9 protein-coding genes and 3 pseudogenes are annotated in these 13,405 nt (G+C 59.0%); 1 reads left to right on the top strand and 11 read right to left on the bottom strand.

From position 1 onward, the window contains the following. Positions 1-264: 264 nt before the first annotated feature. The 3 genes and pseudogenes from FJ867_RS17505 to FJ867_RS17495 all read right to left on the bottom strand — a co-directional run bounded on the left by FJ867_RS17505 (position 265) and on the right by FJ867_RS17495 (position 3,410). Positions 265-781 (bottom strand): annotated as a pseudogene (locus tag FJ867_RS17505) (sulfotransferase). 431 nt (positions 782-1,212) lie between these two features. Continuing rightward, positions 1,213-2,094 (bottom strand): NmrA family NAD(P)-binding protein, encoded by an 882-nt coding sequence (locus FJ867_RS17500; RefSeq protein WP_140818032.1) that lies wholly within the window; start codon positions 2,092-2,094, stop codon positions 1,213-1,215. 32 nt (positions 2,095-2,126) lie between these two features. After that, complete coding sequence (locus tag FJ867_RS17495; protein ID WP_127326404.1) at positions 2,127-3,410, bottom strand: serine hydrolase domain-containing protein; 1,284 nt, start codon at positions 3,408-3,410, stop codon at positions 2,127-2,129. Between the two features lie 188 nt (positions 3,411-3,598). On the opposite strand from FJ867_RS17495, the gene FJ867_RS17490 reads away from it, so the two are divergent. Then, positions 3,599-4,498, top strand: coding sequence for a LysR family transcriptional regulator (locus FJ867_RS17490; RefSeq protein WP_140818030.1), 900 nt, complete (start codon positions 3,599-3,601; stop codon positions 4,496-4,498). Positions 4,499-5,389: 891 nt separating this feature from the next. Here the strand turns inward: FJ867_RS17490 and FJ867_RS17485 are convergent. From FJ867_RS17485 to FJ867_RS17455, 8 genes and pseudogenes are all read right to left on the bottom strand, one after another. After that, on the bottom strand, positions 5,390-6,592 hold the full coding sequence (locus FJ867_RS17485) for a recombinase family protein (protein WP_246675082.1): 1,203 nt from the start codon (positions 6,590-6,592) through the stop codon (positions 5,390-5,392). A gap of 34 nt (positions 6,593-6,626) precedes the next feature. Beyond that, positions 6,627-7,177: pseudogene (locus FJ867_RS29040) on the bottom strand (recombinase family protein). Then, entirely contained in the window at positions 7,074-7,580 is a 507-nt protein-coding gene (locus FJ867_RS17480) for a DUF2924 domain-containing protein (protein ID WP_140818239.1), read from the bottom strand. The pseudogene FJ867_RS29040 and the gene FJ867_RS17480 overlap by 104 nt, the downstream one beginning before the upstream one ends. 5 nt (positions 7,581-7,585) lie before the next feature. Continuing rightward, entirely contained in the window at positions 7,586-7,948 is a 363-nt protein-coding gene (locus tag FJ867_RS17475; protein ID WP_246675073.1) for a DUF3489 domain-containing protein, read from the bottom strand. Between the two features lie 381 nt (positions 7,949-8,329). After that, positions 8,330-8,515 (bottom strand): annotated as a pseudogene (locus tag FJ867_RS29035) (GNAT family N-acetyltransferase); the annotation flags it as partial. Between the two features lie 74 nt (positions 8,516-8,589). After that, entirely contained in the window at positions 8,590-9,087 is a 498-nt protein-coding gene (locus tag FJ867_RS17465; protein WP_246675072.1) for a response regulator, read from the bottom strand. Beyond that, entirely contained in the window at positions 9,062-11,746 is a 2,685-nt protein-coding gene (locus tag FJ867_RS17460) for a PAS domain S-box protein (RefSeq protein ID WP_140818028.1), read from the bottom strand. The genes FJ867_RS17465 and FJ867_RS17460 overlap by 26 nt, the downstream gene beginning before the upstream one ends. Positions 11,747-12,112: 366 nt before the next feature. Then, positions 12,113-12,871 carry a Crp/Fnr family transcriptional regulator gene (locus FJ867_RS17455; protein ID WP_224646613.1) on the bottom strand — a complete coding sequence of 253 codons (759 nt, stop codon included), beginning with the start codon at positions 12,869-12,871 and terminating at the stop codon, positions 12,113-12,115. Positions 12,872-13,405 lie beyond the last annotated feature (534 nt).

Below are 13,405 nucleotides of genomic sequence, written 5' to 3'. Positions count from 1 at the left end.
GCAAAGTTGACCCGCAGAGGCTAAAACAGTCGTTATTCGTCAGTGGTTTACGAAGCGGTTCGTCCATTTTGATTCAGGAAGCTGATCCAGCTATTTCGCTGCCCGAATTTAACTCATACCGAATGGCAGCTTTGCGCCCGAAGTCGGCCATCGAACTTATAATGGCCGCCGTCCAGAAGCGGACATCCAAGCGGCTAGCCGCAATGGCACCTTCGCGCCCAACAGCGGCCACCCTCCCCTTGCTGGTACACCCCCTTCTACTGGTTACAAGCATCGGAGCGGGCGTGGACAGGCTGCTACGCGCGTTACCCGGGCTGCGGCTTCGAACTCGGTGCGGGGCTTATTTGGCGAAGCGGCTTCGGAATTCGGTAGTGGTGCTGCTGTGGGGGAAGGGTTCGGTCCGGATCGGCACGCTGAGAAAGGCGCGCAGGTTCGGCCAGCCTTCGGCCATTGGATAAACCAGCAGGCGCGACCGCCGAGAATTTTCGTCTCTATGACGGCCCGGCCAAAACTTTGCGGGTCGGGGGTCTCGCCCATGGTGTTGAAGATCGTAGCGCGTGCGCTCCTGTACCAGTCCTCGGGGTTGCGAACGGTGAGGATGAGCTTGGCGTCCGGGAAATACTCGGCGAGTTCGCGCCAGAAATAGGCCGTCGGCCAGTCGACTGCCGACTTGTAGCCGACATAGACGACGTCCCAATCCACCGGCTCGCGGCGCCCGGCGGCGCGGATCAGGTCGCGGTGCTCGGGGTTAGAGTTGACGTCCTCCATGTGAACCGAGCATCTCAAGCGCCAAGTTCAGAGTGTGCGTGCCGGTGCGGCCGAACCCAGCCCCGATAACAGGTAATGCCATGCGATCCTCCTGTGGGCGGGAGCGGATCATAGATTGCAGAGGGTGGAAAGGGAGGATGGTCCTAGCTCTCAATCCGAGGGGCCAAATCGGCATGTCGAGCGATGCGGCGAACTCGCTCTGCCCGAAGGCTACATAGCGGGCCGGCCGGTTACGGCGCCGATAGCGATCCGAGCCGCAGGAGCTAGGCCGGCAGCCTTTGTTTCCAGCATAGCCCGATAAGGGTCGCTTCGGCCAATTTCGGGGGCACCAGTTGGTCGTGTGTCCGCGTTCTCGTTACACAGCCGTTCCATCATAGTTCCTTTCAGGTTGCGAGGGGGGCGGCGGCGGATGTCCGTGCCGTCTGCTGTGTTTTCAGGGTGGAATCAAACGGCCTCGGTCGCGGCGGCTTGCCGGACAAGCGCCGCGATCACCTCCACAAGAGGTGTCTTGCCTTTGACGCTGTTCTGTCCGTTGTCTTTGAAGTCGATCCAGCCTTCGTTGAAGCCGTCGAGCATGCGCATGCGCGGCTGTGGGTTACGCGTACCCTGGGCACGGAACAGGCCCTCCCAGCTTTCCCGCGGGACGATCTCCACCCGCACCGGATGTCCGAGCACCGACGCGAAGGCATTGGCGATATCGTTGGGCGAAACCCGTGCGGGGCCTTCCAGTTCCACGACCCGCTTGCCGATCCATTGCTCGCGGATCAGATCTGCGGCAAGCCGGCCGATATCCTGCGTCGCCACCATGGCGAAGGTCTTGTCGGCAGGCTGAAGGAAGCTGTGCAGCACGCCTTCGTCGCGGGCCGGCGCGACGTCCCAGGCCGCATTTTCCATGAACCACCCGGGCCGCAGGAAGGTAACGGGAAGATCGAGCTCGCCGAGGGCTTGTTCCAGCATCGTCCGCTGGCTCAACAGATTGTCCACTTCCGCGTCGGCGCCGATGGTGGAGAGGCAGACGACCCTTTCCGGGCGCGCAGCAAGGAGAGCGGTCGTCAGCACCTCATTCTGCTTCGCCGCTTCCGGATAGCCGGGCGCCGGGTCGAATTCCGACGGCGGCAGGATGAAGACGCCAGTGGCGCCCTTGAAGGCGGCAGCAAGCTGCGCGACGGCGTCCATCTCGGCAAAGGCGATTTCGCAACCGCGCTTGCGCCAGATTTCCGCCTTGGCGGGATCGCGCAGCACCGCACGGACCGGTTCTCCGGCTTCGATCAGGGCTTTCGCCAGCGCGCCGCCGACCTTGCCCGAAATTCCCGTGATTGCATACATAACATGTCTCCTGGTGTTGAAATCGGGATGGATCAGGCGAGGCCGTCGTAGAGGCCGCGCTCGAATGTGCCGTAGAGCTTCACGACCTTTTGGTCGTAGAAGGGCAGGAGCTGGGTGAAGATGGCGCCGGTCACCTTCCTGACGGGGTCGAGCCAGAAATAGCAGTTGAGCAGGCCGGCCCAGGAAATGCTGCCTGCCGACCGACCGTTCGGACCGGGCAGCGTGTTGATGTCGAACGAATATCCCCACTTGTGGGGCTCGTCGGGAAACTGGTCGAAGCTCTGCGAATAGGCAGGCTGGGCAGTCCTCATGGCATGGACGTCGAGGTCGCCGATCTGGTTGCGCATCATCGACGCGACCGTTTCCGGCTTCAGCACCCGTACGCCTTTATGAGTGCCTCCGTTCAGCAGCATCCGCAGGAAGGCCATGTAGTCGCGCGGCGTACTGAAGCCGCCGCCGCCGCCCATGAAGAATTCCGGCCGCTGGGGCATTTCGAAGGGCGCGGGCGTCAGGCCGCCGTCTTCGCGACGGTTGTGGAAGGTGGCGACCCTGGCCTTCTGCTTGCTTCCGATCAGGAAGCCTGAATCGGTCATGCCGAGCGGGGCGAAGATGTTCTCGCGGAAATAGACTTCCAGAGACTGGTCGCTGACCGCCTCAACGAGCTTTCCGACCCAGTCCATGCTAATGCCGTATTGCCAGCGTTCGCCGGGATCGAATTCGAGCGGTGCCAGGAAGGCGCCGTTCTTGCACGTGGCGATGTCCGGCATGCCGGTGACGTTCTCGTAGCGGGTTAGTGCATCGCTCCAGATCGAATAGGTATAGCCGGAGGTGTGTGTGAGCAGGTGACGCACCTTGATGGCCCGCTTGGCCGGACGCAGGCGCGGCTGGCCGTGGCCGTCGAAGCCCTCCAGCACCATCGGATTGGCGAGTTCCGGCAGATATTTCGCCGCATCGTCCTCGGGATTGATCCTGCCCTGCTCGATTAGCTGCATGCAGGCCGTGGCGGTGAAGGCCTTCGTCATGGACAACAGCCAAAATACCGTATCGGCGCGCATCGTTGCTCCCGTGGCCGTACTGGCCTTTCCGAAGGTTCCTTCGTAGATCATGCTGTCTGGTCCTGCCGCGGTGGCAACGACGCCGGCGACGATCCCGTCGCGCACCGCCTGTTCCATGGCCATGTTGATGGACTTGAAGTTGCCGGACCGCGCTTGCCGGTTGGCCGCCAGTGCGTGAACCGGGGTGTTCACCGCGGCGGCGCCCGCCGCCAGCAAAAGGCCGCCACGCGCCAACAGGCTTCTGCGTGAGATCGCATTCATGGATGAATTCCTTCTCGCAAGGTCGGAGACTTCCGCGGTCCGGTGTGCCGCCGGCGCCGTCCCGGCGCTCAAAAATCATCTATGGGAAGCGACGCGATGATTCACGCGCAATAAAATCAAAGATAAGATGACTCAAAATCATCATGATGGGCTATTAACGATCATCGACCTTGCAACGGAGTTAGGGCATGAGTTTCGACACGCGGCTGCTGACCGGGGTCGGCGTTTTCGGGGCGGTGATGGAAGCTGGCAATTTCGTGCGGGCCGCGGATGTTCTCGGTCTCACGCCATCGGGGGTCAGCCGTGCCGTGGCGAGGCTCGAACAACGCGTCGGTGTCAGGCTGTTCGACCGCAATCCGCGCGAGGTCACGCTGACGGAGGAGGGCGCGCGCTTCCATGCCCGGATAATGCCGCTGCTGGCCGGACTGGAGGAGGCGGCCTCCGAAGCCGCCGGTTCGGCGGCATTCGTCGGCGGACGGCTCAGGGTTTCGATCGATCCCTGGTTCGCGCGAATGGTGCTGGCGCCGAGGATCGGTGAATTCCTGGCATGCTACCCCGCACTGTCGCTCGATCTGACCACCAGCAACTATCGCGAAGAGATGATGAGCGGCGCGGATGTCGCCGTGCGCTTCGGTCCGCCGGACGAATCCTCGCTGATCGCGCGCAAACTGCTGGACGTACCAGTGCTGACCTGTGCCGCCCCAAGCTATCTCGACCGTCACGGCATTCCAGCCACGCCCCACGACCTGATGCACCACGATTGCATCCTATTTCGCGACCCGCAGACCGGGCGGCCGTTCACCTGGGAATTCCGAGGGGATAACGGAGCCATCGAGATCAAGGCGTCGGGGCGGTTGGTCATGGACGATCCCTCCGCTGCCGTCGCGGCCGGTCTCGCTGGGCAAGGCATATTCCAGAGTCTTGCCATCGGCCTCGACGAGTGGCTTGAGAGCGGGGCGCTCACGACGATCCTGGCGGAATGGTCAGACGAGCAGTTTCCGCTTTACGCCTATCATCCGTCACGCCACATGCCGCCTGCAAAAGTGCGCGCTTTTCTGGATTTTGTTCAACGGATCGCGGCGGAGTAGCGCGGGGCATTCTTGCCGCACGGCCCTAGCTGTCCGCCGGCAAAATGCTTGCCGCCTCGCATGATGGTGTTCCATATCGGTCATATGAGCCGACGGGGAGCCGGTCACCATCGGTCGAGCGGCCTATGCAATCAGCGACTCAGCCGCTGGATATCATCGCCTTGCGGCGGGTGACGCATGCCCCAGCTTTGACGACGGGCACATGGTCGAGCAACTCGGCGACCGCCTTCGCACGCGGTGGACATTTTCGCCCAGGCAATTGCCTCTGGTTTTGGACAGGATGTGAGCTTTCCGTAAGAAAACAGCGCGTTGTCATTGAAAACCGTTGCGCCGCTGTTGCCTTGCAGCCCGCAGCAACTTGAATGAATAGGCTTTTGGTCGATCCGGCGTTAGGCGTCTCGGCAGCGTCGGAAGCGGTGGTTGAAGTCACCTGTCGCTTAACGGCAGGAAACTGATCCTCGGCGCACGAAACCAGGCCGTCCGAAAGCGGCCCCACTGCAGTCATTACCTCCTATCCCGCTAGGCCGACTTCGGACGCGAAGAAACCTGGGCTCGTCAAAATCAACTATGGGTTGGGCGGCGGAACCATACGGAACGATGCGGGAAGATTTCTGATTTTGGCCCACGAAAAGCTCAACAAAATCAACGATCTTAATACGCCCTCCGGGCCCACCATCCAGTCCCCCCGTTTTTCGGGGATTTCATCCGTCTCAGAATAGCTCCGATATTTCCGAGGGTTAGCTGCGGGTGGTCGCCAACACTTGGCTGAGACGCCGCAGTAAACGCTCCAAAACACCTGACTTTTAGTCGTCCATCTCTGTCGAGCGAATTCCGTAGCCAAGTGTTTGGCAAAGCGATCGTCGACTGATCAGCGAGATGCTCGCCGGATGGTTAGAAGCCGAGGAGTGCAGCTTGGTCAGTCCAGGCAAGGGGGAGGTCCGACAATCGGGACAGCCGGTGCGCCGTAAGTTCAACCGGTTGATCACCAGCAATGATGTTGGCCGCAATTTTCGGAGCAAGGAAAGCGAAGGGCAGGAGGCGGCTGACCTCGGATGTGTCGGTGCCGTTGAGCATGGCAACGTCGGTGAGGCTTCGGATGGCTCCGTCCGTAAGTTGGTGGAGATATAGGTGGGCGCGGCGCAACAGGTCGATCAAAGCGCCATCGGGTTCTCGGCTGCTGTTGGAGCCGTCTGTAAGCACGATGCGTGTTTCGACGCCGCGACGCTTCATTCCGATTGGACATTCGATAGAAGCTACCTGGGCGCCATCGTTTGGTGGCAGAGTCCGGTCGAGAACCAATTCCGATAGCGAGCGGCGATCCAGTTCGATGGTCAATGACCCCGGCTTGAGGGTGATCTTGCGAACGATCTTTTGGAGCATGGATCGCTTCGCGTCTGCAGTGCCTGAAGCCCAGCACGCTCGCAACTCTTCGGCTCGCCGAATCGCCGACTGGACTTCGCCAGCCTCGGCCCATTGCCGAATCCAATCAGACAGTTGGGATTGATCACTGAGAATCCGATTCAGGCGATGCTCAACAACTGATTCAAGTGCGGGTGCCGGAAGACGCCAGCCCTCGGAACCTTTCCTGCGTTCATCGACGAACTGCTTTGAGACATAGTATCGGTAACGAACACCTTGCTTGTTGGCATGGACCGATCGCAATTTCTCGCCGGCTTCATCGAAGAGCAGACCGGTGAGCAGATGAGGTTGCGTTACATTGGATTGGCTTCGTCGCCGCGGGGCCTGCGAGGCGAGTAGTGCCTGGGCTTCCTCGAATGTGGCCGAAGTGACAATCGGCTCGTGCTCTCCATCGTAGACCTGATCCTTGTGCCTGATCTTGCCGACGTATATCGGGTTCGAAAGAAGGTGATAAAGATTGCCGCGACCAAACGGCATGATGACGGCAACTGATCCGTCTTTGCGCTGCCGCGATCGTGTGGAAAGCCCGTCGCTCGCAGCCTCATCGACAAGGTCGCGCACCGACTTCAGGGTGAGATAGCGGGCGAATAGGTGTCTGACTGTTTGCGCCTCGGTTTCGTCAATCACCAGCTTACGATTATCGACGCGATAGCCGAGTGGCACCACGCCGCCCATCCACATGCCTTTCTTCTTCGAAGCCGCGATCTTGTCACGGATACGCTCGGGCTGTGACCTCTCGCTCGAACTGGGCGAAGGACAAAAGCACATTGAGGGTGAGCCTGCCCATTGACGTCGTGGTGTTGAACTGCTGCGTGACCGACACGAAGGACACGGAGCTGGCATCGAAGATCTCGACGATCTTGGAAAATCCATCAGCGACCGGGTAAGGCGATCGATCTTGTAGACCACCACCACATCGACTTTTTTGTCCCGGATGTCTTGCAGCAGACGCTGCAGGGCAGGGCGCTCCATCGTGCCGCCCGATATGCCGCCATCATCGTAGTGGTTTGGCACCAACTTCCAGCCAAGACCGACCTGCGATGCGATGAAGGCCGCACAAGCTTCGCGCTGTGCATCGAGCGAATTGAACTCCTGTTCCAATCCCTCTTCAGTGGATTTGCGCGTGTAGATGGCACAGTTGAGGCGGGGCTCGTCGTCATAGCCCAAAGAACCTTGGGCCAGACCAATGGGCGCCAGTGATGCGGCGGGCGACAGCCGACAGCGAGCTGTACGTCTTGCCGTCAAGCACGAAGCCGTCATAGACCACTTCGACAACGTGCATCCGGCCGTTCCATTCCCGCATCAGGCGGGAGCCGACTTTTGGCGGAAGATATCGTGGCGGTGAGGTGGACGCCTTATCCGACGATGCGGGCCGGAGCGACGGAACTCCGTCCTCGCGATCCGACCCAATTTTTCTCTGTCGGATAGTATTCACGTTGGTCCGACGCGCGTTGCCTGTCCCGAGTGTTTTCTTGACGGTCGAAGTCAAACCACCCAACCGCTTGGCCTGGAGATGCCAGGAAGCCGACCGCTCAAGCAACCCACGTTTGACCCCTTTGGGCGGCGGGCAGCCATAGGCCTTTGTCCAGGCTGCTGTGAGTTCATCACGTGTGAGATCGCCGATCCCGGCGATCTCACGATCCAAATCAAGTCGCTTGCGCATCAAGGTCAACCGGCGATCTTCGCATCGATGATGCGGTATCGCCGCTGTCCATCCTTGCCGGTTTCGCTAAGCAGTTCGTGGCCAAGCTTCTTCTTGACGGCGCCGGAGAGGAAGCCCCGAACCGAATGCGCCTGCCATCCGGTCGCCTCCATCAGGGTTTGGATTGTAACGCCTTTGGCCGACTTGAGCTTCTTGAGGACGATGTCGGTTTTGGTAGGCGCTGCCGGAACCACGTCCTTGGCTTTCATGATCAAGATAGCCGATTTCGCGCGGAGCTTCCGGTTTGGGGTGCCGTTGTCGACGCTGGACGCCGTATCAGCGACTTCCGCATTGTCGGCCCTAACAATGGTGTTGTTGAGGATAGACATTTCAGTTCTCCATCAGTTAGAAGCCCGGACCATTCCGGCGCTTGTACTGACCGAAGCCCGCTGTTCTGGCGGGCTGGAGATTCTGCTCGGTCTTAATCCGCTGCTCTTCAGCGGCGTTGGGACCACCAATGCTTCTTTGCCGTATGAAGTCCAGTCGAATGTCGCTAGGGTCATTCGACAGGTTCCCCAACGGCAGCTTTGCGCCCCCAAGTCGGCCGTTCGGCAGAACTGGGTGATCTCCCGAAAGCTGACATCGCCGCAGTGGGCAAAGCGCCAGAAGTGTGTGGTGACTCCTCGGAGCCTGGAGCATAGCGCGGCGAGTTCCCCGACGAGGCACCACTGTAAGGGAGCTATTTTGGCTGAAGCGTCTTTGCATGCGCATCAGCTCAATGTGTGGCCGGCCAATCCATAAACCCACGGTCCGTTTTCTTCCCGGTTCAGGAATCGGCCCCCTTTGGACATGGTCGTAACGGTCTCGGCAATGCCAAGGCGGCACTGCTCGAGAAATGCGGCAAACATGCCATCCTTCTCCCGGGTATCGACTCGGGCGAAGCGTCCAGCAAGATTTATATCCGGTTGTCGATTAATTCACAGCGATGCCAACCAGGGATCCGCCAGCCTTGACGTGGCGGTTGTGACGCTCAGCCTTCGTTGTCGAGCTCCTGCAAACCATTCTGGATGGCTTCGATGAGCATCGGCGTAGAGTAGGGTTTCTGAACCCAGCCGAGTGGTCTTGCCGCTTCGGCCCGAAGCTTGACATCGCGGTCAGCGTGCGCAGTTGCAAAGATGCACCGGATACCGAAGGCCCGGTAAAGTTCCAACGCTGCGTCGATTCCGTCGCGCTTGCCAAGCAACCGGATATCCATCAAGGCAATCGTGGGCTGAGCCGAGCGCGCAATTATGATGGCCTCCTCGGCTGTGCTGGCTATCCCAGCCAACACGAAACCTGCATCGCTAAGACTGGCCTCGATATCAAGTGCAATCAGGTAGTCGTCTTCGACGATGATGATGGATGGTTTGCCGGAAACTCTCGCTTCTGCACCAGTCCCATCGTCTCTGGAGAAAACTAGCTGAGGTCTGGATGGTCGGCTCGAAACCCCCGTCCGGCTTGTCTCAACTATTGCCGTTTTTAACGTCAAAGCCGTTCTCCCCGGGAGCCTGAGAAAAAATCACGATGCAGCGAGACGGATCTCGCTCAACTTCGAAAATCCCACCAATCTGGCGCGCCAATCCCTCAACCAATCGCAAACCTGACGAGGAATGACGCTCTGCCCGCAAATCGAAACCTGGACCTTCATCCTCGACCGTCAACACCTGCTTTTGACCGTTTTGCTTGATCTCAACCCGAATGGTGCTGCTTCCCTTGGCCGCTGATCCATGTTTGACCGCATTGACCAAAAGCTCATTGACTATGAGCGCAAGCGGCATTGCGATATCGTTGGGCAATTGGATGGGATCGGCGTCGCAAACTAGTTGGACATTCGCTGGAAACATCTGCTTTGTGGTTTCGCAAATGGCCCCGACAAAAAGTGGCGCGCTGAAATTGGATGCATCTGGCGTGTCGTAGAGGACACGTTGAGCCGCGGCCATGGTCGCCACTCGTTTGCTTGCCTCACCAATTGTCTTGCGAGCCTCGGGATTTTGACTGGTCCTGGCCGCTACCGAAAGCAAGGACGTCAACATCATCATGTTGTTCTTAACGCGATGGTTGAGTTCGTTAAGCAGGATCCGCTGTTGTGTCTCAGCTTGCTTGCGCTCACTTACGTCGACCAGCATGTTGATGCCGCCGACAATTTCTCCAGCTGCATCCCGCATCGGCGTCGGATAGGGAATGAATGGGATCCGGGTGCCGTCCGGCCGCTCGGCAATCGCCTCAACTCCCCGGACCGGTCGCCCTTCACGAAGCGAAACAGCCATTGGACACTGGTCGTGAGGAAGTGGCGTTCCATCTGGCCAATAGAGCTTCCAGGTAACGCACCATTCATCACTGCCGATCACCGGCGTTCGGCCGGCGAGTTCGACCGCTGCCTCATTGAAATAGGTGATCTTGCCCTGCTGATCGGTTGTGTAGATTGCTGCAGGGATGGCGGCGAGCAAATCCTGAAGGTGACGTTCACTGTCGCGCACCTTTGCCTCCGCGACTTTCTGCTCGGTTATGTCCCGGGCAATTTTGGAGGCGCCCACGATACGGCCCGCTGCGTCTCGGACAGGCGATATTGTCAGAGAAATGTCGACTAGCGACCCATCCTTGCGGCGCCGGATTGTTTCGAAATGATCGACAATTTCGCCATTGCGTATCCGACCCAGGATGAGCGGCTCCTCCCCCAGCCGATCCGGAGGGATGATGATCGTGATGGACTTGCCGAGCACTTCCGAGGCCGAATAGCCGAACAGCCGCTCAGCCCCGCGATTCCATGTCAAAATGATCCCATTCAAATCCTTGCTGACGATCGCGTCATGGGAAGACTCCACGATTGCTGCCAGCCTTTGAGCAGCAATTTCGCCCTTTATGCGTTCGATACCGAAACCGAGCTGACGAGCGATGGTCCGACCCGTTTCAATCTGCTGTTCCGAGTGCTCTTGAGGCTGGTCGAAGTAGGCCATGAATTTGCCCAGAAGCCGTCCACCTTGTGTGATCGGAATGAAGTAGACCGCACCAATGCCCTCAGTCCGGATCGCTTGTTTCAATTCTTCCGGCAAATCCGCTTGCTGTGCATCGTCGACACAGATCGGCTGCGGATCTTGGCTCTCCGCTGACCAAGGCGAGTGTCCTTCCACCGCTACGCGGTAAGTGTCGGACAGGCCACGCCAAGCCACAAACTTCATGCGCCCGTTTTTATCCAACAGCAATATCGAAGCACGCTGGCATTGGAGCGCACGTTGGATTGCATCGAGCGCCGGCGCATACACATCCTCTTGCGTGCGCGCATGCTGCAGCATTTCGGTGAATCGATGTATCGCACCCTGTTCCTCGGCACGTTTGGCAAGCGCCGCCTCAACCCGCTTGCGCTCGCTGATATCGTGCTGGACACGTACAGCGTATCGAAATGACCCGTCGCAGTCATGAACGCTCGACGAATTCACAACAGCCCAAAAAACTGATCCATTCTTGCGAACAAATCGCTTTTCAAGTGTGTAGCTGTCGATCTCGCCAGCCACTTGCCGTCGATACTGCTCGCGATCTGCTTCAGCATCGGCGGGAAAGGTGCGGTCAAAAATGGATCGTCCAATCAGCTCATCCTGCGTGTATCCCAAAAGGTCACACAGATGGGAATTTACCCGCAGCAGTTGGCCTTCGGCGTTTGCTTCCACAATACCAGCGGCAGCGTTCTCATAGGTGATGGCAAGGCGCCGCTCCTGTTCGCGGATAAGCTCCTGCGCCTTGACCGTTTCAGTCACATCGATGGTGATGCAGCGGGTATTGAGCAAGCGGTCACCCAATGCGCGAACGTTGGAGGTTATCTCTACCCAGCGGGTCGAGCCATCTTTGGCACGCAGCCGGGCGCGGTGGTTTTTAAGTTCCTCCCGCCGGGACAGGCGGTCCAATATGTCTCCAATAGCAACCTGATCTGCGTGGAAATCGCGAATGTTGCGGCCTACATATTCGTCGGCCGTGAATCCCAACATTTGCAATTCTGCGCGATTGGCACGCAGGATGGTGCCATCCTTCCCGACGAAGTGAAGTGCGATGGCGGCATTCTCGAAGAAATCCTCAAACTCATTGGTGAGTATCGGATCGGGAACCTCCGAGAGAGAGGCTACCTCGTCGACTTGAGCAGGAAGAATCCCTTGCTTCATTTGGCACCCCGTCTCCCACAAGCCCCTTCGAACGTTTGTGGGAATGAAAAGTTCCAAACCGACCGCTTTAATCGGCGCCAGACGCATCAGATCCCTTAGCCCAAGGTGCATGAACACCGCGGATCGCGTGCTTGAGGGCCGCCCGGATAGGTTCAATTGCAGCAGAGGAGCCTGAAGAAAATCGCCTGCCGTGCGGCCGAAGCACTATCCGTCAGCACGATTGTGCACGGGCCGAGGTGGATGAGGAGTGCGTCGGCAATTTGCCCGTTGGGGTCCTCCACCTGCCTCTCAAGCCGAGCGTGCCGTGCGCCATTGCTTGGGCCATCATTGCTGCTGGGAGGTGACGAAGCACGCGAGTAAAAGTCTCTATCGCGGCTCTTTGCGAAGATTGAGATAAGTCGCGTCGAACTCGGCGGCTCGCACCAAGCGATCCCAGTTCGTGATGGTCACGACCTTACGCTGCCAGGTGATAAGGCCAGCACGGCGCAATGCCATAAGCGTCCGATTGAGGTGGACAACCGACAGCCCCACCGTATCCGCCAGCATGCTTTGCGTGACAGGAAATTCGAATGACCATTCCCGGGTCAAGCCGACGACCTCCATACGCAGGAACATCTCGCAAATGATGTGCGCCAGGTGGGCCTCTGCGGACCGGCGCCCGAGGCACGCGATCCAAACCCTCTGAATGGCGGCATCCACCGCCAATACCGTTGTCAGCACGCGGAACAGATGCTGGTGGGTCTCAGTGATCCGATGCAGCGTATCATGCCCGATGAACGCCATGCGAGTTGGCGCCAAAGCAACGACGTTGTGGTCCATAACGTGCAACAGGAATGCATGCAGGTCAACGAAGTCGCCTGGAATGTGGAGGGCCGTTATCTGGCGCCTGCCGTCGGCGAAGGTGACATTTCTTCCCGTGATCCCCGAGACGATAACGCAGCTCTCCTTGGGTTCGGAGTGCTCCACGACGATTTCGTCGTCGACTTCGTAATCACGCACGCGCCAGGGGCCGTCCTGAAGTACTGCCCGGTCTTGGACCGTGAGATCGTCCCGTCGCTCCAGCACCTTGAACAACACGGATAAATCGAAACCTGATCTGTTCGGCAGTATCATCTCACCTGGCAAGCGGTTACCTCCTTAATGTCAAGCGGGCTCAAAAGCTCAGGTCAGGTAGTATCGCGTCCCATACCTCACCCCATCACTTGGAAGTAGTCACGTTCCGAGAATCGCCGAGTGTCGGACCAATATGATGGTACGACTGTCTGCGGGGTCGAAGGCGGCAAGCTAGCGATTCATTTTTTTCGCACGGACATCACAGTGGCGTCACCGAGCGCTCGCCCGCGTGCTGCACACCACCCACGCCGGCGAAGACAAGCTGCATCTCCCCTCATGATCTCCACCTAAAGAACGTAAAGCTGCACGACGCCGAAGGTTCCGCCACACATGAAGAAGGCTTCATATCTTGCCGTGGAGCGACACCTTCACGCCGCCGCATCCGACCATGTCACCAAGTTCCGGCTTCGTCCTAAACTGTGGCCACCCAAGATGTCGGATCAGCTTGCGGCAAAACCTTCAAGCACGTTTGTAGAGCTTGGCACAACGGGAACCTGCGTTGCAGTCGAAAGTTCTTGATGATGGCAACTCGCCCGATCACGAGCG

The sequence above is a fragment of the Mesorhizobium sp. B2-5-3 genome (assembly GCF_006441005.1).
GTDB lineage: Bacteria > Pseudomonadota > Alphaproteobacteria > Rhizobiales > Rhizobiaceae > Mesorhizobium.
This window is presented reverse-complemented; position numbering and strand designations above follow the sequence as displayed.